Source organism: Clostridium pasteurianum BC1, assembly GCF_000389635.1.
In the GTDB taxonomy this organism is placed as follows: domain Bacteria; phylum Bacillota; class Clostridia; order Clostridiales; family Clostridiaceae; genus Clostridium_I; species Clostridium_I pasteurianum_A.
The window spans coordinates 2,970,633-2,994,506 of record NC_021182.1 but is presented as its reverse complement, the minus strand read 5'-3'; the positions used below and the strand labels follow the sequence as shown (position 1 = coordinate 2,994,506).

Annotated in this window: 18 protein-coding genes; all 18 read left to right on the top strand. The window is 30.2% G+C overall.

Going from position 1 to position 23,874, the window contains the following annotated elements; all coding sequences use genetic code 11:
- The first annotated feature begins 194 nt into the window (after positions 1 to 194).
- The 18 genes from yunB (at position 195) to CLOPA_RS14075 (ending at position 23,839) form a co-directional block, all read left to right on the top strand.
- Positions 195 to 854, top strand: coding sequence for a sporulation protein YunB (gene yunB, locus CLOPA_RS14165; RefSeq protein WP_015616131.1), 660 nt, complete (start codon positions 195 to 197; stop codon positions 852 to 854).
- A gap of 149 nt (positions 855 to 1,003) precedes the next feature.
- Positions 1,004 to 2,788 (top strand): GTPase HflX, encoded by a 1,785-nt coding sequence (hflX, locus tag CLOPA_RS14160; protein WP_015616130.1) that lies wholly within the window; start codon positions 1,004 to 1,006, stop codon positions 2,786 to 2,788.
- Positions 2,789 to 2,851: 63 nt separating this feature from the next.
- Positions 2,852 to 4,237: a PLP-dependent aminotransferase family protein gene (locus CLOPA_RS14155; protein ID WP_431602581.1), complete on the top strand. Its 1,386-nt coding sequence runs from the start codon at positions 2,852 to 2,854 to the stop codon at positions 4,235 to 4,237.
- A 32-nt stretch (positions 4,238 to 4,269) separates the two neighbouring features.
- Positions 4,270 to 4,920, top strand: a complete 651-nt coding sequence (locus CLOPA_RS14150; protein ID WP_041710900.1) for a HEAT repeat domain-containing protein — start codon at positions 4,270 to 4,272, stop codon at positions 4,918 to 4,920.
- A gap of 136 nt (positions 4,921 to 5,056) precedes the next feature.
- A complete protein-coding gene (locus CLOPA_RS14145) occupies positions 5,057 to 5,704 on the top strand; it encodes a YigZ family protein (protein WP_015616127.1) in 648 nt (215 codons plus the stop codon).
- A gap of 302 nt (positions 5,705 to 6,006) precedes the next feature.
- A complete protein-coding gene (locus CLOPA_RS14140; RefSeq protein ID WP_015616126.1) occupies positions 6,007 to 6,744 on the top strand; it encodes a YebC/PmpR family DNA-binding transcriptional regulator in 738 nt (245 codons plus the stop codon).
- 156 nt (positions 6,745 to 6,900) lie between these two features.
- Positions 6,901 to 7,713: a helix-turn-helix domain-containing protein gene (locus CLOPA_RS24455; protein ID WP_015616125.1), complete on the top strand. Its 813-nt coding sequence runs from the start codon at positions 6,901 to 6,903 to the stop codon at positions 7,711 to 7,713.
- A gap of 677 nt (positions 7,714 to 8,390) precedes the next feature.
- Positions 8,391 to 8,630 (top strand): DUF3102 domain-containing protein, encoded by a 240-nt coding sequence (locus CLOPA_RS14125; protein ID WP_041710899.1) that lies wholly within the window; start codon positions 8,391 to 8,393, stop codon positions 8,628 to 8,630.
- 180 nt (positions 8,631 to 8,810) lie between these two features.
- On the top strand, positions 8,811 to 9,341 hold the full coding sequence (locus CLOPA_RS14120) for a DUF2127 domain-containing protein (protein ID WP_015616124.1): 531 nt from the start codon (positions 8,811 to 8,813) through the stop codon (positions 9,339 to 9,341).
- A 504-nt stretch (positions 9,342 to 9,845) separates the two neighbouring features.
- Entirely contained in the window at positions 9,846 to 11,321 is a 1,476-nt protein-coding gene (locus CLOPA_RS14115) for a hypothetical protein (RefSeq protein ID WP_015616123.1), read from the top strand.
- Positions 11,322 to 11,366: 45 nt separating this feature from the next.
- Positions 11,367 to 11,801 carry a DUF3102 domain-containing protein gene (locus tag CLOPA_RS14110; RefSeq protein ID WP_080648319.1) on the top strand — a complete coding sequence of 145 codons (435 nt, stop codon included), beginning with the start codon at positions 11,367 to 11,369 and terminating at the stop codon, positions 11,799 to 11,801.
- A 238-nt stretch (positions 11,802 to 12,039) separates the two neighbouring features.
- Entirely contained in the window at positions 12,040 to 12,774 is a 735-nt protein-coding gene (locus CLOPA_RS14105) for an MBL fold metallo-hydrolase (RefSeq protein WP_015616122.1), read from the top strand.
- Between the two features lie 945 nt (positions 12,775 to 13,719).
- A complete protein-coding gene (pdxS, locus tag CLOPA_RS14100) occupies positions 13,720 to 14,589 on the top strand; it encodes a pyridoxal 5'-phosphate synthase lyase subunit PdxS (protein WP_015616121.1) in 870 nt (289 codons plus the stop codon).
- Between the two features lies 1 nt (position 14,590).
- Positions 14,591 to 15,166: a pyridoxal 5'-phosphate synthase glutaminase subunit PdxT gene (pdxT, locus tag CLOPA_RS14095; RefSeq protein WP_015616120.1), complete on the top strand. Its 576-nt coding sequence runs from the start codon at positions 14,591 to 14,593 to the stop codon at positions 15,164 to 15,166.
- A gap of 680 nt (positions 15,167 to 15,846) precedes the next feature.
- Entirely contained in the window at positions 15,847 to 17,874 is a 2,028-nt protein-coding gene (ptsG, locus tag CLOPA_RS14090; RefSeq protein ID WP_015616119.1) for a glucose-specific PTS transporter subunit IIBC, read from the top strand.
- 174 nt (positions 17,875 to 18,048) lie between these two features.
- A complete protein-coding gene (locus tag CLOPA_RS14085) occupies positions 18,049 to 18,429 on the top strand; it encodes a hypothetical protein (protein WP_015616118.1) in 381 nt (126 codons plus the stop codon).
- Between the two features lie 501 nt (positions 18,430 to 18,930).
- Positions 18,931 to 20,886 (top strand): DNA gyrase/topoisomerase IV subunit B, encoded by a 1,956-nt coding sequence (locus tag CLOPA_RS14080; RefSeq protein ID WP_015616117.1) that lies wholly within the window; start codon positions 18,931 to 18,933, stop codon positions 20,884 to 20,886.
- A gap of 67 nt (positions 20,887 to 20,953) precedes the next feature.
- Complete coding sequence (locus CLOPA_RS14075; RefSeq protein ID WP_015616116.1) at positions 20,954 to 23,839, top strand: DNA topoisomerase IV subunit A; 2,886 nt, start codon at positions 20,954 to 20,956, stop codon at positions 23,837 to 23,839.
- Positions 23,840 to 23,874: the final 35 nt, after the last annotated feature.

The following is a 23,874-nucleotide window of genomic DNA, read 5'->3' as shown; positions in this document are numbered from 1 at the left end:
TTATAGCATAATATTGTACATTATTAAAATCACTCTATCTTTAGTTTATAATTGTTTTAATTTTATTTAATAATTTATTAATAAATGAAGTTTAGAGTTTTATTAATTATATACCAAATACTGTAATTATTCCACTCAAATTTCATACATATTTATATAGAAGATATTAAGTTTATTCAGGTAGGTGATTAAAAATTCATACTAAAACAAAAATAAAGATACTTGTCATATTATTAAGCATATTAATTTTATTCAATGTGTTTTTATACGAACTTAATAGAGTAATAAGTCCAGCTATTTCAAATATTGCAGATGAAGAAATAAAAATAAGAACGGTGGACATACTAAATAAAACAATACTAAAAGAATATAGTGATAAATTTAACTATGACGAAGTTATAAAAGTTGATAAAGATTCGGAGGGTAATATTATAATGCTTAGAGCTGATACTTTAAAGATGAATCAGATTGCATGTGAAGTAGCTATAAGAGCTCAGGAAGAATTAAAGGAATCTGGAAGTATAAATATAAAAATTCCTGTAGGATATATTTTTAGGAATAATATTATATCCAATATGGGTCCTGAAGTCACTGTAAAGGCTCAGCAATTGGGAAGTATTGATACTGAATATTCATCAAAATTTCAAAGTGAAGGTATAAATCAAACTAAACATAGTATATACATAAATGTAAAAACAAATGTAAGAGTGATTTTTCCAATGAGTGTAAGCAAATTAGAGGTAAAAAGTCAGGTACCATTAGCTGAAACTATTATAGTTGGTAAAGTTCCAAGCACAGCATTACAGTTTGATTTAAAAAGTGCAGGCTTTGACTTACCAGAGGGGAAGGAGTGAACTATTCACTCTATTTACAATAAAGACCTTATAGTATAAAATTAATAGAAAGAATTCTCGGTGACAGCAGATGATACAAGGTATCATAAAATAGATTAGGTATGAAAGGATTATTTATTTACGATGTTTAAGAAGATGAGGGTGATAATGTGATTTTAGGCAATATAGATGGAATAAAAAATTCATTATTAGAAAAATTAGAAGAAATATATGAAATGAAAATTCCAAAATATAATGTAATAACAGAAGAATTGGCGGATATTATATGCAATGTAACAGGTATTATAAATAGAGAAATAAGTGTAGCTATAGATAGAAGAGGAAAAGTTATAAGTGTAGCAGTGGGTGACAGCTCTACAGTGGAGTTGCCTTTAATTGATGTAAAGGAAGGAAAGCTTGCTGGTGTGAGAATAGTTCATACTCATCCAGGTGGAAACTCAAGATTGTCAATGATTGATATATCAGCACTTATAAAATTGAAACTTGATTGCATGGTAGCTGTAGGAGTAAATGAAGGCAATATTACAGATATTACAATAGGCTTTTGTGGTGTGTATAATAATGTACTTAAGCCAGAACTTTTCGGTCCTATGAATTTACATAAGGCTATGGATCTAGATTTAATGGATAAACTAAAATATATACAGGATGCAATAAAAAGCGAAAATATTAAAGAAGATAATAGCGAAAGGGCAATTTTGGTAGGCATAGATAGTGAGGAAAGTCTTGAAGAACTAGCGGAACTTGCTAGAGCCTGCAATGTACAATGTGTATATTCTGTACTTCAAAAAAAGGATAAAATGGACACAGCCTTATATATAGGCAGCGGAAAAGTAGAAGAAATTAGTGTTATAAGGCAAAGATTGTCTGCCAATGTAATAATTTTTGATGACGAACTGGCAGGTTCTCAGGTTAGAAATCTGGAAGAAGTTTTAGGCGTAAAAGTAATTGATAGAACTACTCTTATATTAGAGATATTTGCCAAAAGGGCAAGAAGTAGAGAAGCTAAAATTCAGGCGGAACTAGCTCAATTGAAATATAGGGCTGCCAGACTTATGGGACTTGGAAGTGTGCTTTCAAGAACCGGAGGTGGAATAGGAACCAGGGGTCCAGGAGAAAAAAAATTAGAGATTGATAGAAGGCATATAAGAGAAAGAGTATATGATTTGACAAAGGAACTGGAAAAGGTAAGGAAAAATAGAGAGATTCAAAGAGAAAAGAGAACTAACGAAAATATACCTAAGATTTCACTAGTGGGTTACACAAATGCAGGAAAATCAACTCTTAGAAATAAACTTTGTGAGATGGCAGCTCCAAATGATTCTGCAAAAAAAGAAAGTGTGTTTGAAGCAGATATGCTATTTGCAACACTGGATGTAACTACAAGGGCTATAGTTTTGCCAGATAATAGAATCGCCACTCTTACAGATACAGTGGGCTTTGTAAGAAAGCTTCCCCATGATTTAGTTGAAGCCTTCAAATCTACTCTGGAGGAAGTTATTTATGCAGATTTACTTTTACATGTAATAGATACTTCTAATGAAAATGTAATTAAGCAGATTGAAGCAGTTGAAAGAGTGTTATTGGAACTCGGTGCTGGAAAAAAGCCTGTTATATTAATATTAAATAAAATAGATAAAGCTGAAGTAAGTCAAATTCAGTATATAGAGAATAAATATAAAACTTTACATATAGTTGAAATTTCTGCAAAAGAGAATAGAAACTTGGATGTACTATTGGAAGAAATATGTAAAGATTTGCCTAATAATTTAAAAAGGGTAGAGTATCTTATACCTTATACAAGTCAAAGTGAAGTAGCTTATTTGCATAGAAATTCAAAAATTTATGAAGAAGAGTTTTTAGAAGAGGGAACAAAAATAGTTGCAGAAGTGGATGATAGGATTTATAACAGGTATTTAAAGTATAGGGTTTAAAGAACATATAATTTTGGAAGTGATTTGATATTGAAGATATATGCAGTAAACTTTAATGAAGAAATGCCTAAGTATATGCAGATTACAAGGCATATAAAAAAATTAATAGATTCAGGAAAAATAAGGGATGGAGAAAAATTACCACCTATAAGGAAATTGTCCTTGTTTCTCTCTGTCAATAACGATACCATAGTAAATTCTTATAAAAAACTTCAAAGTGAAGGCTATGCTGTTCAAAAAATAGGCAGTGGAACTTATGCTAAAAAGAAAGATGAAAATAGAAAATTAAAAAGAGACTATGCTGAAACCTTTAAAAGGATAAGCGGAGAAGATCTGAATAATTATATAGATTTTGCAGGGGAAACCTCCTGTAATGTATTTTTCTCAATAAATAATTTTAAAGAAGTAATTAATGAAGTTATAGATAGAGACGGTGTCAATGCATTGATTTATCAAGAAACATTGGGATTTGAAGGACTTAGAAAAAATATAAATAAGTATTTTTGGAATAATAAATTGGCAATAGAAGATATTTTAATAGTTTCAGGGGCACAGCAGGGAATAGATATTGTATCAAAGGCAATAATTAATGTTAATGATAATGTAATAGTTGAAAAACCAACTTATAATGGAGCACTTTTTGTTTTTAAATGGAGAGGTGCTAACATTTTAGAAGCAGATATGACAGAAGACGGCATAGATTTAGAGAATTTTAAGGATATATTAAAAAAGAATAGAATAAAATGTTTTTACACTATGAGCTATTTTCAAAATCCCACGGGAATGACTTACAGCCTGGAAAAGAAAAAGGAAATATTAAAATTAGCTGAAAAACATGACTTTTATATAGTGGAAGATGATTATCTTTCAGAGCTTATTTATGATTCTAACATTAAATATGAAAGTTTTAAAAGTCTTGATGTAAATGATAGAGTTATCTACATAAAAAGCTTTTCAAAAATATTTTTGCCAGGCATAAGATTGGGATATCTTATTTCACCAGAAGAAATTAAAGAACAGGTGGAAAATTCAAAGGTGAATACAGATATATCTACTTCTAGTCTTATGCAAAGGGCTTTGGATTTATATATAAAAAATGGATACTGGAAAGAGTATATAAATAAGCTTAAATGCATGTATTTGAAAAGATATACTTATATGGAAGAGTGCATTAAAGATATTTTAGGAAATAAAGTAACCTTCAATAGTCCTGGAGGAGGTTTTAATTTTTATATTAAAATTAATTCAAATATTTCTATAAACTCAGATAAATTATTTTATAGATGTAAGAGGCAGAAAGTACTTATTTCACCAGGAGTATTATTTTACAGGGATAGAGATGATGGATTAAAGTACTTTAGATTAGGTTATTCACAGACAGAAGAGTCTAAAATAAAAAGAGGAATAGAAATTATAGATAAAATACTTAGTGCAGCTGAGATAAAATAATTAATTTTCAGATGCTTATAGAGAGTGATAGAATGGATAGTGGATTAATAAATTTTAAATGGAATAATATTGACAACTATACTAATGAGCAAATATCTTATTTTTTATTTTTGGAAGGTAAATCTATTGATGTTATAAGTAAAATAAGAAATATAGATAGGGAAATTGTACAAAAGCATATTATTGAAGGAAAAATAAAATATAGATTTCTTGCAAAAAGCAGAAGCCCAAAGGAGCTTTTGGAAAGTATTGCAAGAGCGGGCAAATATGATAAAATTTCTTTTGTATCCAGTATAGATGAAGAAAATAAACGAGTATTGTTAGTATATATAAGAGAAAAATATGTAGAAATGCAGGGAAAAGATAAGGAAACTGCCATATGGATTATAGGAGAACTTAAAGATAGGAATTGCAAAGATATTCTTATAAAAGCCTCTGTACATAAATATGTGAATGTGAGAAGAATGGCTATTTCGGCTATGGGAAAGATAAATGATATTTCTTTTGAAAGTACACTTTTAAGGGCATTAGATGATGATAATCCTCAGGTGATTTCCTATGCAATAAGGGCATTTATAAAAATGAGCAGTAAAATTGCTATAGATAAAATAAGAGAAATAAAAAGTTCTACAGATAAAGATTATTTAAAAAGATTATGTGATGAATACATTAATAGTCAATAATTTTTTCATTTGTTAAATATACTTTTTGAGAGATAATCATTAATATTTAAGCTGCAATTTAAATTGTATATCTAAACTTGGTGGGAGTACAAATTTTCATTAAGTAAGATTCATTGATATTTTAGGAGAGGTATGTATGAGTTATTATACTATAAAAGATGAGACAAGCTTTCAGTTTGAAGAAAAGAAATCAATTTTTATAAGTAATATTAAAAGAGTTTATACAGAAGAAGATGCAAAAGAATTTATACAAAATATAAAAACACAATATAAAGATGCAAGGCATAATGTTTATGCATATGTTATTGGAGAAAAAACTGAGATACAAAGATACAGCGATGATGGAGAGCCACAGGGTACAGCGGGTATTCCCATGCTGGAGGTTATAAAGAAAAGCGGAATAACAGATGTAGTGATTGTAGTAACTAGGTATTTTGGAGGAATACTTCTTGGCACAGGTGGCCTTGCAAGGGCTTATTCAAAGGGTGCTTCCTCAGCAATCAAAGAAGGAAAAATTGTATTAAAAGTGAAAGGTAAGGCTCTCAATATTACTGTAAATTATGATCTTTTAGGAAAACTTCAGTATTTATGTGAAAAGAAAATGTGGCATATAGAGAGCTTAGAGTATACAGATAAAGTAAAATTAATGATTTATTTTGAAATAGATACTTTGGAAGAGGTTAAAAAAACTTTTATTGAAATAACTTCTGGCAATTGCCAGTTTGTCGAAGGAGAAGATACATATTATTTTAAAATAGAGAATAGGCTATTTTTAGATAAATAAAATATTGATTTAACATAAAATATTTTTTATGTTATAATATTTAAGGTTTAATAAGCATAATATACTTCGGTTAGTAAGAAGATGATGAACTAACATGAAGGTTTTTATTCATTAACAAGTGAAAGCTTTTCACCTGGCTGACGCGGTGAAAAAGTGAAAGATTGCCGCATTGCGTCAAGGTGAAAGATTTAACCTAGGCTTTGCAGCTGTTAAAAGTGAAAGAATTCACTGCGTGAATAGTGAAAGTTAATAAAACATTGATTTTATAAAATACATATAGTGTTATGTTAGGAGGTTTTTTTATGTCAGGACATTCAAAGTGGCATAATATTCAAGCAAAAAAAGGTAAAGCAGATGCTCAAAGAGGAAAAGTGTTTACAAAAATAGGAAAAGAAATAGCTGTGGCAGCTAAAGATGGTTCTAATCCAGATACTAATGCAAAATTAAGAGATGTTGTAGCTAAAGCAAAGGCTAATAATATGCCTTTAGATACAATTACAAGGGCAATAAAGAAGGGAGCAGGTGAACTTGAAGGAGTAAACTATGAAGAAATAGTTTATGAAGGCTATGGTCCTGCTGGAGTTGCAGTTATAGTTGATGTTTTAACAGATAATAAAAACAGAAGTGCAAGTAATGTAAGATATATATTTGACAGAAATGGTGGTAATTTAGGGGCGAATGGATGTGTGTCATTCATGTTCCAAAGAAAAGGCCAAATAATTATCGAGAAAAAAGATGGACTAGATGAAGATGAAGTTATGATGGCAGCACTAGATGCTGGAGCAGAGGACTTTAATCCAGAAGAAGAAGCATTTGAAATAACTACCGCTATGGAGGATTTTTCTGTGGTTAGGGAGGCTCTTGAAACTGCAGGTTATGAATTTGCTTCAGCTGAGCTTACTATGATTCCAGACACATATACTGAACTTAATTTAGAAGATGCTGAAAAGGTTCAAAGTCTTATAGACAAACTTGAAGATGATGACGATGTGCAAGATGTGTACTCAAATGCACAGTTCCCTGATGAATTTGAAGGATAGAGAGTTTAAAGCTATTTGAAGATTATTGATAAGTCCTAAATCTCAATTAGTTATGATAAACATTCATATAAAGGCTTAAAAAAGTGATGATAAATGTTAACCTCCATTATTTATAAAAACTATCATGGTTTTTTATGGATAATGGAGGTTTTTATTATGCAGACAAAAGATGCTATAAGAGAATTTTTTTATGAACTAATAATACAGAATTATACTGAACGAACTGTGCGAGGCTACAAGGGTAATATTGCACGATTTAATGCATTTATTGAAAAAGAGTTTGAGATTACAGAACTAGAAGAAATATCAAAACCACACATTAAAAAATATATATTCTTCTTACAACAAAAAGGATTAACATCAGTTTATATTAATACAATTCTTAAAAATCTTAGAAGTCTTTTTAAATACCGTTCAAATGAGGGATACTGTTCTAATATTGCTGAAAAAGTTGGGTGGCTTAAAGAAAAGAAAACTGTAATACAAACTTTTACAGATGCGGAAGTAAAAAAAATAATAACTAATTTTACCCTTATTGATAATGATGATATTATATCTAATATTACTGATGGAGCATTTAGAACATATACATTAATTAAATCCATGTGCTATGGTGATAAAAATACTTGTTACCCTAGTCAGAAGTATCTAGCAAAGAAACTTAATAAAAATATAAGAACAATCCAGCGATATCTAATTGAACTTGTGCAAGCTAAGATGATTAAAATTAAGCGTAAAGGCTCTATAAGTAATGTTTATACAGTAATGAGTAAAGTTACATCTACAGTGGGAAATGCTGTTAAAAAGGCTAAGAAGGCTTATGATAATCATTTTAAAAAGAAAAAAGATAGTGCTGATATTAAGAAAACTAAATTTAATGATTATGAACAGAGAAATTATAACTATGAAAATTTAGAGCAAATGTTATTGGGCGAAATGGAGTATGATGTTACTAAATTACTAGAATAAATAATCAAAAAAGTAAAAGACCTATTAAAGCTTGCAGGCTCTAATAAGTCCCAAAACAAATATGAAAAATAAAATATCCAATAAATATATTTTAACCTATATTTTTTAAAAATAAAAGTACCTAGGGTTTATTTCCTATACAATTTTTTAAAAATAATAATATATAGGTTTATTTGCGTTATACAAATATTGTTATTTGTATTTTATAATTATGGGAATGTGCTAATATTGGCAGGTTTATATAACGATAATTGTAAAATAGAGGTAATAATATTTATTTTTTTATGTGTATTTGCAATAATGTCGTATTAGATATGAAATGAGTATTGTCTTTGAGGTGACAGAGTTTCTATACTAATAAATAAAATTGAAGAATTAATTATACTTAATATTATATAGAAATATATTTTTATACAAAAAGGGAATAAACCCTATGCGCTTCCAGCATAAAGCTTATTTCTGTAAAGATTACTTCATAATATTAGATATTACTATTTACATTCTAATTTACAAAAATCATTAAGTGCTTTTGTATATTTGTTATCTAATAAGTCTGAAGCCACAAATCCTAAAGATATAACCATAATATATAATATTTATAACAATGATTAGTAACATAAAACTCACCTCCAATACATTTATTTATATCATCGCATATTAATTGTAACATAAAACTGTTGCAAATTACAACAGTTAAGGTAAAAGAAAGTTTACCACATGGTGAATGGGGTAAATGGCTAGAAGAAAAAGTGGATTTTCATCAAGCTACTGCTACAAGATTTATGAGAGTAGCTAAAGAGTTTTCAAATGCTTCAACGCTGAAGGATTTGGGTAGTAGTAAAATATTTGCATTACTAGATGTACCTATCGAGGAAAGAGAAGATTTCATCTCACAATCCCATGAAGTAAATGGATAAACTAAGTCAGTTGATCAAATGCCTAATAGGAGAATTACATAAAGTAATAAAAGAGAAAAAGAATTAGATAAAAAATCTAAACAATTTAATGATATTTTAATAAATCTTTAGTAAAACATAGACATAAAATAAATGATATATCGAAACTAAAGTTAAATCTGTTATTGAGGAGAAGAAATAATGATGTTGAATAATAAGTTATTAGAAAGTAAAAAAATCAATGAAAAAAATAATATATTTCATCAAAGCTTTGAAATAGGAATATTGTTAAAGGGCATTGATGGAATACTAGAAATCATAGGTGGAATTTTACTGGTATTTTTAAATCCACATAGATTAAATAGAATAGTTGTTTTATTAACGCAAGATGAGTTATCAGAAAATCCAAGAGATACCATTGCAAATTTTATTGTAAAATCAAGTTTAGGATTTAATTTAAGTTTTCAACATTTTGCTATATTTTATTTGATTTCTCATGGGGCAATAAAGCTAATACTTGTTATTTTGTTATGGAAGAAGAAGATGTTTGCTTATCCACTTACTATATTTTCTTTAACTGTATTTATTATTTACCAATTATATCGGTATACACAAAAGCACTCTGCATTGCTTATAGGGCTGACAATTTTTGATATCATAATGATAGTATTAACATTTATAGAATATAAAAATATTAAAAATAAAGGTTATGAAGAAGTATCAGAAAATTAATGTTAATGGAAATAGAAAAAAATTACTTTTCATTTATTATGCTGACTGAAAAGCTGTTGATAAATTGAAAAGGTGATTAAAAGACTTGAAATAATACTATAACACAAATAAGTACTTATAAAATAGCAGATAGCAACACCTTGTAATTCTGCTTTACTTACGATATCTAATTTAAAATAACAAATATAAACTTTATCAGAAAAATAATGGCATGATCCTTATAATCATAGATATACCAATGATTATGAGGATTTTTGTTAGTAGAATATAATGCTATATAAAAAGATTCAATTTGTACTTTTTATAACAGAATTTTAAATTTTTGTCATAGAGTTGACATAAAAGTATGTTAAACTTCAACTTGGCAACTAATTCAGTAAAGCAGTCACAATGATTACTTTGTTGAATATAGGTTAGAAATATTATATGAGCATCAAAATCAACTTAAATAAAAATAAAATTAGTTTAGGAATCTATTTCAGCTTTGGTGGGAGGGCAAATACTTTGGAAAAAGACGAACATAAATTTAAATATTTAATAATTTCAATATACTTCTTGGTGTTTTTGTTTTTTGTTTTTAAAATGTTTTTTTATGCACAATATGTTGGAGGTTTTCCTGATGAAATTGAACATGTTTCCTACATTGCCTATCTTGAAAAATCACATAAAATAATTCCTGATTTTAAAAATATGACAGTATTAGAACCAACAAAAACCATTGATAATAATAACATTAAAAATGCGACCTATACTTTTGGTGGTGCTTTTAATTATCTAGGTCATCCTCCTCTGTATTATCAAATTATGCGACTTAGTGGAGCAGTAAAAATTGTTAATAATACTGTAATTGTTAATTTTATTAGACTTCGATCCTTTAATATAGCGCTCAGTTCTTTAGCTATTTTACTTATTTTGTACATTGGATACAGTAGAATTGGTAAAAATCCATTGTTGCACTTGCTGTATGCAGCAATAGTAGTATCAGTACCAATGCTGGCCTATAATTCTGCAGGTATTAATAACGATACTTTGGCATTAATTGGATTATCTGTCTTTGTATTTGGACTGCTGCGTTTTTCTGAGGAAAATCGAAATTTTTCCACTTATCTTATAATAAGTTTGGGTGTATTTATTTCGTTTATGTCTAAACTTACAGCAGGTTTAGTGGTTTTTATTGCATCATGTATATATATTATTTTAATTATAATAAAAGAAAAAGATTTAAGTTTCTTAATTTCTAAAAAATTATTTGCTACATTACCTGTATATATTGTTACAGCTTTATACTATATAATAGTTTATCTTCAAACAGGAAGTATTCAGCCTACATATAAATTATTAGATCCTAAGGATTTTTATGCATCAGGTTTTTATGTTCCTGTTGCAAATCGTACTCATATGAATTTTACTCAATATATAGTATATTTTAGTAATGATTTTTTAAGAACATGGACAGGGATTGCATCTAATGTTTCTTTAATAAAGATTGATAGTCTTTTTTCTGTAAATAATATTGCATTACTTATACTTTTATTTCTTCCTATTATATTGTTATTTCAAATGAAAAAGGTTGCAAAAAAATATCCCATTGTTTTAGTGGCAATTTCAGTATACTTAGGATTAGCGATTTCGGCTGTAATACAGTGTATACGTGCTTATAAGGAATATGTAAATATTTCAGGATATATGGGTGGATATCAATCCCGTTATTATCTATGTGGTATATCGGCAATTGCTTTGGCTATAACATTTAGCATGAAAAATTTTTTTGAAAAGCTATCTGCAACTTACATGGGTATTAAGCGAAAATTAACGGTATATAATTATGAAATAAGAAATGATTTTAATTTTAAGAAATTATCATTATCCTTTATTTGTTTACTTTTTATTTGTCTGATTGTCATTTGCCTATTTTTTATTTGTCTGCTTTTTTATGAAGACTTCATATATTTTATAATTTATTTTAAAAATTACCTATAGAGAAAATTACATAATTAAAATTTTTATTTTCTTTCAGTAACTGAGATCTTAATCTATAAGCAGCAGACAGCACAGAATATTATTGAAATAGGAAAGAGGCTAATTAAAGTAAAGGAAAGTTTACCTCATGGTGAATGGGGTACATATTTAAAGGAAAAAGTTGTGTTTAGTAGGCAGTCAGCAAATAGATTTATGCAAGTTGCTAGAGAGTTCTCAAATTGCTCAGCGCTGAGCAATTTACAACCAACAAAGATATTCGCACTACTTGATGTTCCTTCAGAGGAAAGAGAGGATTTCATTTCACAGTCACATGAGATAAATGGACAGACTAAGACAGTAGACGAAATGACCAGTAGAGAATTACAGAAAGCAATAAAAGAGAAGAAGCAGCTTGAAGAACAAGTGAGGATACAAAAAGAGTCTAAGTATTACAACAAAACTATAATGAGTTATCTCAGGAGCTTCAAGCTACGATTATAAGTCGAGCTAAATAGTCAGGCAATTGTACTTTGAAAATTGAATAATATGATGTAATTTTTATACACAAAATACATTTTACTTATTATCTATAATTCATTTATTGACATTCAGATAAAGATACACTATAATTTATATTTATTATGTAAACGTAAATTATATCATAAAATAAGTAGAAAGTCAATAGATATTATGGAAAAATTAATAAATATTGATTTGAATTTGAGAGGAGAATAAATAAATGAAAATAGCTAGTGGAGTTGAAATGCTGGAAATATCTTCTGATGTCATGGGAATGCCATGTGTCATTAATCCAACACTGATTTGGGATAAGGATACAGTAATTTTAGTAGATGCTGGATTTCCAGGTCAATTAACTAAAATTCGTGATTCAATTGAGCATGCAGGTGTGCCATTTAATAAATTAAGCATGTTAATTCTTACACATCATGATGTTGACCATATTGGAAGTGTCTCCAGTATTTTGAGAGAACTACCTAATGTGAAAGTACTTGCTCACAAAGAAGAAAAAGCATATATAGAAGGTAAAAAATGTCCACTTAAGGTAGCTAAAATGAAAGATAATTTGGATTCATTGCCAGAAAAGATGAAAATGGTATATGAAAAACTCAAAGCTGGTTTTGAAAAATGCAAAGTCAATGTAGATAAAACTCTAATTGACGGTGAGAAATTGCTTTGCTGTGAAGGAATCGAAATTATTTACACGCCAGGACATACTCTGGGTCACATTTGCCTTTACCTTAAAAAGAGTAAAATACTCATAGCTGGAGATATATTAAAAGTTGAAAATGGAATACTTGCCCAAGTATCTCCTGATATTAATTTTGATATGAACTTAAATATAAAATCTTTGAAAAAGCTTACAGAATATGATATACAAACAGTAATTTGTTATCATGGCGGTTTGTATAATGAAAAAGTAAATGAACGTATTGCAGAATTAATAAATGAGTAATATCAATGTAAAATATACTTTATACTTAGAATAAAAATTTATAAATTATTTTATGTATTCTTCTAAGCTTACGTTTAATAATTAAAGCATTTTGTAAACACTGTATTATTCAATAAAGAATTTTACGGTGTTTTTGTTTGCAATTTAAATCTAGTATGATTAAACTATTTTCAAAACTACCTTTTCATTATGGTGTAGCTTATAGCATTACAAGATCCTAAAATATAGATAATTAAATTTATCCATATCTAAGCTTGAGGCTCTATTTTAGTCTACAAGCCACCTCAAATTAGATATAGGTGCAAATTCTATTGTTCCTTTCTAAAAACTCACTATAGAGCCTTGGGGGTGGCATAAGCTGTAAAATGGGTATTTTACCAGGTTTAACATGTAATGATTCAATGTTGATGCTAAAAATTTACTTTCGTAATATCAAGCAACGAAACAACAACAAATTGATGCTCAAAATAAAGCTGATGAAGAAAAGCAAAAACAAGAGCAGCAGAAACAGCAGCAGGATAAAATTAACAATGTAAGAAATATTATAAGAGTTAAAAGTATTACTACCAGTAAGCCAAATTCAGCAGGTGGAGTGGATTTATATATTACATGTACAAATAATTCAAATAAAGCTATAAAATATATTACGTTTAAAGTTACACCCTTTAAGGGGGAGATAACAGCGGCACGTACCTAGATGAACTGTAATAATGAATAACATTTTTATATTTAGACGTAAAAATCTAGTATAAAGGTGTTATTTTTTTATTATTAGCTCTTAAAAATCTATATTAATTGTACCCATACATTTTGAAAAAAATATGATTACATTTATAATTGTTATTGTAATAATATAGTAATTAAAAAGCAAAGATTTTATATATAAGATTTGGGCCTAAATCTGTACAACTGTGTCTTTGTAGCTAAAATTAGGAGGATTTTAATATGGGTAAATATGAAATAAATAAAAATTTAGCTCAAATGCTAAAGGGTGGAGTAATAATGGATGTTGTAAATCCAGAACAGGCAGTAATAGCAGAGAAAGCAGGTGCTTGTGCAGTTATGGCACTGGAAAGAGTACCTTCTGATATTAGAAAAGAGGGTGGAGTAGCTAGAATGTCTGACCCAAAGATGATAAAGGGAATACAGGAAGCTGTATCTATTCCAGTAATGGCAAAGGTAAGAATAGGGCATTTTGTGGAAGCTCAAATATTGCAGCAATTATCAATAGATTTTATTGATGAAAGTGAAGTTCTTACTCCTGCAGATGAAGCTTATCATATAAATAAATGGGATTTCAATGTTCCCTATGTATGCGGTGCAAGAAATTTAGGAGAAGCCCTTAGAAGAATTGGTGAAGGCGCTGCCATGATAAGGACAAAGGGAGAAGCTGGCACAGGAAATGTAGTTGAGGCAGTAACGCACATGAGAACTATGATGGATGATATTAGAAAAGTAAAGAATGCGCCAAAAGAAGAACTTATGTCTATTGCCAGGGATTTTGCAGCACCTTATGATTTAGTAGAATATGTGTGGGAAAATGGAAAGCTTCCAGTAGTCAATTTTGCGGCAGGTGGAATTGCTACCCCAGCGGATGCAGCACTTATGATGCAATTAGGTGCAGAAGGTGTATTTGTTGGATCTGGAATATTCAAGTCTGAAAATCCGCAGGAAAGAGCAAAAGCTATTGTTTTAGCAACCACTTATTACAATGATCCTAAGGTACTTTCAGAAGTATCAGAGGGACTTGGAGAAGCAATGCATGGTCTTGAATTAAATGAAATTAAAGATAGGTATGCAGAAAGAGGCTGGTAATATGAAAATTGGCATATTATCACTTCAGGGTGGAGTTTTAGAGCATATAAAACATATACAGGCTCTTCAGCAGCAGCCAGTGGAAGTAAAAAAAGAAGAAGATTTAGAGGGATTAGCCGGTATAATACTTCCAGGTGGAGAAAGTACAACTATTGGTAAATTACTAAAGGATACTGGATTATTAAACCCTCTGAGAGAAAAAATATTAAAAGGGTTACCGGTTTGGGGAACTTGTGCTGGCATGATACTTTTGGCTAAAAATATAGAAAATTGGAATGATAGTTATCTTAAAGTTATGAATATAAGCGTTAGAAGAAATGCCTACGGTAGGCAGAGTGATAGTTTTGAAACAGAGGAATTAGTGGAAAAGGTTTCTGCTAATAAGATACCTTTGGTTTTTATTAGAGCTCCATTTATAACAAAACTAGGTGAAAGTGTAGAAAGTGTATATGAATTGAAGGGCAATGTAGTTGCGGCAAGAGAAAATAATATGCTTGTAACCTCCTTTCATCCTGAATTAACGGATAATTTGGATTTTCATAGATATTTTTTATCTATATGCAGTGAATATAGATAAACAGAGTTCTTAGAAAAACATTATAATAAATACAAAACACCATAAATACTGTGATTTTATTAAATCAGTATTTATGGTGTTTTAACTGTATAAGGCATATTCAAATAAATAACTAGTCAGTATGCTAGCCTATTTTGAATCCTACTGCGTCAACAGAACCCTCAGATAGTCCACTATCCTCGGAACCTGTTTCCTTGTATGATTCAAAATATTCGTCGCATCTTTGACTTACTATTTATTTTCACATGCCTAACTATGTAAAATCTAAATAAATAACAAATATAATATATTTTATCTAAATGTGTACTTGGAATTAAAAAAAATTTAAAAATAAATTATTATTTTTAACAAAAAAATGTTGTAATTTTATTGTTGATATGCTATTATGAAAACGTAAACAAAACAATGATTTATATATTTACAAATTATAATTTAATTAAATATTATTGCGTGTTACTGATTCTATCAGGCATGAGCAATGGTGAAAAATATAATTTAATATTTATTTGCAATAGGATTTTATTTTGAATTCTATACTAAAAGCTATTATGTATTTTTTAATTTATATACAGAAAATATAAATTTAAAATTTATCATATTGCAAATAGATACTAGTTATGTTACAGCCTTGCTCATGCCTTTTATGCTTTGGTAACAAGGAAAAAGAGGAGGAAAAGATCATGTTTAAAAAAGCTTTCGGTGTTTTACAACAAATTGGTAAAGCGTTAATGCTTCCAGTTGCAATCTTGCCAGCAGCAGGATTATTACTTGCTTTTGGTACTATGTTTCAGGAAGAACAGTTTTTAAGTGCTGTACCAGCATTAAAAGTAGCTTGGTTTCAAAGTCTTGCAATTATAATGAGTCAAGCTGGAGGAATAATTTTTGATAATCTTGCAATATTATTTGCTGTTGGTGTTGCCGTAGGACTTGCTGATGGAGAAGGTGTTGCAGGACTTGCAGCAATAGTTGGTTTCTTAATAATGAACAAAACTGTTGGAGCAGTAGTGGGAATTACTCCAAATATGATTGATGCTGCCCACCCTCAATATACATCGGCTTTAGGTGTCCCAACATTACAAATGGGTGTTTTTGGCGGTATCATAATTGGTATTATAGCTGCACAATTATATAAAAGATTCTTTAAAATTGAATTACCTTCATATTTAGGTTTCTTTGCTGGAAAAAGATTTGTGCCAATAGTTACAGCCTTAGCTGCCATTGTTGCAGGTCTTGCACTTACTATAATTTGGCCACCAATAGGAAGAGGATTAAATGCATTTTCACATAATATGATAGATGCTAATCCTACTATAGCGGCATTTATATTTGGTGTCATTGAAAGAGCTTTAATACCTTTTGGATTGCATCACATATGGTATAATCCATTCTGGTATCAATTTGGGGAATATGTAAATAAATCAGGTCAACTGGTTAATGGAGATCAGAAAATATTCTTTGCACAGTTAAAGGATGGTGTACCATTTACAGCAGGTACTTTCACAACTGGTAAGTTCCCATTTATGATGTTTGGATTGCCAGCAGCAGCACTAGCTATTTATCAGGAAGCAAAACCAGAAAAGAAGGCAATAGTTGGTGGTATTATGGCTTCAGCAGCTTTAACATCATTTTTAACTGGTATTACAGAGCCTCTTGAATTTTCTTTCTTGTTTGTTGCTCCAGCGTTATTTGGTATTCATTGTATATTTGCTGGGCTTTCCTTTATGACAATGCAGCTTCTGCATGTTAAAATTGGTATGACTTTCTCAGGCGGTGTTATTGACTTTTTACTATTTGGAGTAATACCTAATAGAACTGCTTGGTGGCTAGTAATACCGGTAGGATTGGTATTTGCAGTAATTTACTATTTTGGATTTAGATTTGCAATAAGAATTTGGAACCTCAAAACTCCAGGTCGTGAAGATGACACAGAAGATTCTGTTGGAGGAACTGTTGAAGGTACCGATCTTGCCTATGGAATATTAAATGCACTTGGTGGAAAAGAAAATCTGGATAATTTAGATGCTTGTATAACTCGTTTACGTGTAATTGTCAAAGACGTTAATAATGTTGACAAGGCTCAGCTCAAAAAATTAGGGGCAGCTGGTGTTATGGAAATTGGTAACAATATTCAAGCAATATTTGGGCCTAAATCGGACAATCTTAAAGGGCAAATAAAAGATATAATTAATGGAAAGACGCCAATTCCTACTGCAAAGGAAGAAACTTCAAAGTCAGTTGATGTAGATTTAAGTGATGTTTCTGAAATAGTTTCTCCTTTAGATGGAAAAATAATCAGTATTACAGAAGTTCCTGATGATGTATTCTCACAGAAGATGATGGGTGATGGTTTTGCTATTGAACCAGCTAATGGAGAAGTGGTTTCACCGGTTAATGGAACTATAACAACTCTATTTCCAACTAAACATGCTGTAGGTATAACTGCAGAAGATGGATTAGAACTTTTAGTGCATTTTGGTATGGATACTGTTAAACTTAAAGGTGAAGGTTTTACAGCTCTTGTTAAGCAAGATGATAAAGTAAAGGCAGGGCAGACAATTTTAAAAATTGATATTGATCAGGTTAAAGACAAGGTTCCATCTATAATTACGCCAGTAGTATTTACGAATTTACCGGAGGGTAAAAGTGTAGTAATTAGCGAAGGAACGCAAGTTAAGCGTGGACAAAAAAATATAATAACAATTAAGTAAAATATAACTTTTAATTACGAAGAGGTTGTCTCAAGATGCATTATTATGCAGGAGAGACGCCTCTTTTTTCCTTCTATTAATTTTAGAGGTACATGTTCTAAAACTACTGCATATATCAATATTAGATAGATATTTAATGTATGGATATATGTAATTGTTTAAGGAGTGATTCCTATGTTAGAAATAATAGTTCAATATATATTATTAGTTGCTATAGTGCTTGGAATTTCATATTTTGTATACTTATTAAAGGAAAAGGATGCTAAAATTAAGGAAGATTATTATGGTATAACTGCTAATATTTTGAAGTTGGAAACTGAGGAGACTACAGAGAAAACTATAAAAAACATATTAAGGGCTATTGGTGAAGCTGTAATTTTTGTTGAAGAAAATTTTAAAACAGACTATAATGATGTAAAGGAAGAAAAAGCGCTGCTAATTTCTAAAGAATTGATTGAAAATCTGAATTTAAAAAGTACTATTAGTGATAAAGCTATTAAACATATTATAAAATTAATTTGCGCTACATTACCTGCTACTAATTTAATTGAATAGTCATCTAGCTTAATGTTTAAATACTATTTGATTTTATTCAACTATTTTACTAAATTAAAAATATTTTATAAAAAATTTTCTTGATGAATTGTGAATAATCAATTAGAATTTAATGTAAAAATATAAAAACCGAAATGCTTCGGTTTTTTATATTTGATAAATATTTTGCTTTTATAATCAATTAAGGCATGTGAAAATAAATAGTAAGTCAAAGATGCGACGAATATTTTGAATCATACAAGGAAAAAGGTTCCGAGGATAGTGGGCTATCTGAGGGTTCTGCTGACGCAGTAGGATTCAAAATAGGCTAACATACTGACTAGTTATTTATTTGAATATGCCTAAAATAATAAAGTAAAAATAGATTGATAATTTGTAAATGTAGGGGCAATATATGAATTAATGCATAGAAAATGAAAATAAAAGTGAAAGGTAATATGTAAGGTAGTGTTATCTTTTACCTGATTTCTTTAATATGCTTATATGGAGGAAATGAATAACATGAATTTAGAAAATGAAAGAGAACAGGATTATGATGTACTATCCCTTACATCTCTTGAAAAACTAGAACCAGTGAGAATAAGACCCGGCATGTATATTGGTTCCACTGGAACAAAGGGATTACATCATTGCATATGGGAAATATTAGATAACGCCATAGATGAGATATCCAATGGCTTTGGTAATAAGGCTACTGTCACATTAAATCAGGACAAAAGTGTCACCATTTCTGATAATGGAAGAGGTATACCAACCGGAATCCACCCAATTAAGAAGAAATCCGGGGTTGAAATGGTATATACAGAGCTTCACACTGGAGGGAAATTTGATAATAAGAACTACAAAACCTCTGGTGGACTTCATGGTGTTGGTGCAGCAGTAGTTAATGCACTTTCTGAATGGCTGGAAGTTAAAGTTAGTCAAAATGGCCACATATACAAACAGAGATTTGAATATGCTTTTGATAAAGCTCTTGATAAATATATGCCAGGTACACCAGTAACAAAACTAGAGATAGCTGGTAAAACAAAGGAAACGGGAACCACTGTAACTTTTAAACCAGATAAAAAAGTTTTTAGTTCTACAGATTTTAAATTTGAAGTAATAGATGAAAGGCTCCAGGAATTAGCTTTCCAAAATAAAGGTATAACACTGGAATTAATAGATAATAGAAAAGAAGAGCCTATTAGTAAGATATATCATTCTGAAAGAGGTCTTTTAGATTTTATAGATTATTTAAATGAAAGCAAAACTCCACTTCACAAGGATCCTATTATATTTGAAGGGGAAAGAGAAATAAGTAAAATATATATGCAGGCAGAAGTTTGCATGCAATTTACGGATTCAACCACAGAATACATAGCTAGTTATGTAAATAATATACCTACCACAGAGGCAGGAACTCATGAAACTGGCTTTAAAACTGGAATGACTAGAGCCTTTAAAGAATGGGCAAAAAAATTAAATCTCTTAAAGGAAAAGGATAAAGAATTTGATGGTGATGATTTAAGAGAGGGAATGACAGCCATAATAAAAATAAAATTATCAAATCCAATTTTTGAGGGACAAACTAAGACAAAGCTTGGAAATAGCGAATCAGCTACTATGATGAATGACCTTGCCTATACAAAACTTTGTGAATGGATTGAAGATAATAGGGAGTTAGCTGTAGCTATTATAAATAATGCAATACAAGCCTTCACCAGAAGGGAAAAGATAAAGAAGATAAATGAGGCCGAAAAAAAGAAAATAGGGAAGGGTGCAGCTCCTTTAGCTGGTAAAGTAGCAGTTTGTACTCTTAAGGATTCCTCTGTAGCTGAATTTATAATTGTAGAAGGGGACTCTGCGGGAGGTAGTGCAAAACAGGCAAGAGACAGAAGGTTTCAAACCATTATGCCCTCTAAAGGTAAAATTATGAATACTGAAAAGCAGAAATTAGAAAATGTCCTTGCCAGCGAGGAACTTAAAATTTTTACTGCGGCAGTTGGTACAGGTGTATTAGATAATTATAGAGAAAACAATTTAAAATACGATAAAATTATAATAATGAGTGATGCAGACGTGGATGGCTATCATATAAGAACTCTCTGGATGACTTATCTATATAGATATATGAGACCGCTTATTGCTAATGGGCATTTGTATATTGCTCTTCCCCCTCTTTATAAGGTATATAAGGAGGTTAAAAATAAAGAGGTGATAAAATATGCCTATTCTGATGGTGAGCTAGCTGAGGCAAAAAAACAGGTGGGAAAAGGAGCGCTAATACAAAGATATAAGGGCCTTGGAGAAATGAATCCCGATCAGCTTTGGGATACTACCTTAAATCCAACTACAAGAACACTGCAAAGAGTAACCATTGAAGATGCTGCAAAGGCAGAAAAAATGGTATCTCTTTTAATGGGAGATATAGTGGAGCCTAGAAAAAATTATATGTATAAATACGCAGAATTTTAAATTTAGGCATGTAAAAATAAATAGTGAGTAGTTATTAATTTGAATATGCATTAATGGAGGAAATTACGTGGCTAAGAAGATGGATATACCAAAAGATAATAATATAATTAATGTCCCCTTAGAAGAGGCTATGCCAGATAATTATTTGCCCTATGCTGTGGAGGTAGCAAAAGACAGAGCACTGCCAGATGTTCGGGATGGGCTAAAACCTGTTCATAGAAGAATTTTATATGGTGCCTATATGATGAAGGCATTTCCTGATAAGCCCTATTATAAATCTGCAAGAATAGTAGGAGATATTCTTGGGAAATATCATCCTCATGGAGATACCTCTGTTTATGATGCTATGGTTATACTTGCGCAAAGTTTTACCACCAGGTATCCACTTATAGATGGACATGGAAACTGGGGAAGTCAGGATGGTGATAATGCCGCTGCCATGCGTTATACAGAAGCCAGGCTTACACCTAATGCCATGGAAATGCTTAAGGATATGGACAAAGATGTGGTGAACATGGTAGACAATTATTCTGCCTCAGAGCTTGAACCAGAGGTGCTTCCAGCTAAATATCCTAATCTTTTAGTAAATGGAGCCTTTGGTATTGCAGTAGGTCTTGCAACAAACATACCTCCTCATAATTTGAGAGAAGTTATAGATGCAGCGCTTTTGTACATAGATAATAATGAAGTTACCACAAGGGAGCTCATGGAGTATATAAAAGGACCGGATTTACCTACTGGAGGTATACTGATAGGAGCGGAATCACTTTTATCTGCTTATGAAACCGGAGAGGGAAAAGTTACTTTAAGATCAAAGACCAGTATAGAAGAATTGGAAAATGGCAGATATGGAATTGTTATAACGGAATTTCCCTATAGGAGAAATAAAGCTAAAATACTACAGACTATTTCTGAAATGACAGGAGATAAAAGACACCAAAAGGCATTAGAAGGTATTGCAGATATTAGAGATGAATCTGATAGATCTGGAATAAGAGCTGTTATAGAATTTAAGAAGACTTTATCTAAAGAAGAGGTTGAAAAGGTACAAAAATATCTTTTTAAAAAGACAGAGCTTCAATGCAATGTAAGCTTTAATATGGTAGCTCTGGCTAATGGCAAGCCACTTACTATGGGACTTAAAACTATTTTAAAATACTATGTTGAACACCAAAAAGATGTAATTAAAAGAAGAACTGAAAAAGAACTGGAAATGGCCGAAAAAAGATTTCACATAGTACAGGGCTTTATTAAAGCTATAGATATATTGGATGATATAATTGCTACTATAAGGGCTTCAAAATCCAAGAAAGATTCTATCGATAATTTAGTGAAAGAGTATGAATTTACAGAAATTCAGGCACAGGCAATAGTGGAGCTCATGTTATACAGACTTACAGGTCTTGAGATAAAAACCTTTGAAAAAGAATATAGAGAATTGGAAAAGGTAATTAAAAAGCTGAAAAATATTCTTGAAAAGGAAAAAGAATTACTGAAGGTTATAAAAAATGAGTTGAAAGAAGTAAGGGAAAAATATGGCGATGACAGGCGCACGGAGATAATTGAAAATGAAGAGGAAGCAAAAATAGACCTGGAGGAGTTAATTGTAGTAGAAGATATTGTAGTTACTATATCAAAGGAAGGATATACAAAGAGAATATCTCAAAAGACTTATGGCAGATCTAACACCAATGTAGAAGATATAGAGTACAGGGAAGGGGATTATAACAAATTTCTACTTGATTCTAATACAAAGCATACAATTATGTTTTTTACAGATAAAGGGAATATGTATCAGATAAAGGGAAATGCCATACCTGAATACAAGTGGAAAGAAAAGGGAGAGAGGTTGGATACCCTTATAAGAGCCTTAGACCTGGAGAAAGAGCATATAGTAAATGTATTTTCTATAGAAAATATTCTTTCTCAAGAGGATCTGATTTTTATAACTGATAGAGGATTTATAAAGAAAATATCCTTAGATAAATTTAACTCAAATTATTCTAAAATTATGGCGTTAAAAATAAGGAACGAGGAAAGTCTCATTTTCATAGAATTGGTAGAAAAAAACAGAAAAGAGAAATTTTTAACTATTGAAACAAAATTAAATTTTCAATTTACCATAGAAGAACCAATACTTGAGGAATCCGAAAGAAATAACTTTGGTACAAAACTTTTTAATCTTCCAAATAAGGATAGCATTACAAGGGTGGAGTTTAATAATGAATACAGTTTTAAAACCTTTAAAGTCAGCGTAAGTAGTAATGGAAATATAAAAGTAGAGGATAAAATTAAAAATAATCCTAGTGTAAAGGAATGTAACACAGATTCCTCAAGCACCATTTTATTTTTTACTAATACAGGAAAGTTATTATATATACCAGCTTTATTTTTGCAAAACATGGATAGTGAAGGCATAAATATAGAAGAAATTAACGAAGATTTTGATGGAAAGTCTGAAAAAATACTGAATATAATTTCTGTAAAAGACTTCAAGGAACTTATAGATGTATATTTCTTTACAAAAAATGGATTGATTAAGAAAACAGCTTTAGAAGAATTTAAAATGGAGAATACCAGTACTATTGCCTACAAATTTAGAGGTAAGGATACATTAATAAACGTTGAATTTTTAAATAAAGAAAAAGATAATGATATTATAATTATTACTTTAAAGGGAATGAGTATAAGGTTTTTGTCCAAGAACATAAGTTACATGGGTAAAATTGCTTCAGGAGTAACAGGCATAAGTTTGGATGAGGAAGATGAAGCTTTATATGGTTTTCTATGCCGTGAGGAGTATAAAGTCGTTACTGTAAAATCCAAGAATAAGGAAAGTAAAGTTATACCTCTTGAGGAGTTTAAACTTCAAAACAGGGCAGGAAGAGGAAAAAATATAATGCTTGTACTTATGGGAGATTACATAAGGGAAATAAAAATTAAAAAAAGATAAAGGTTAAAAGTCAAAGGAAGTAATATAGTCAGGTG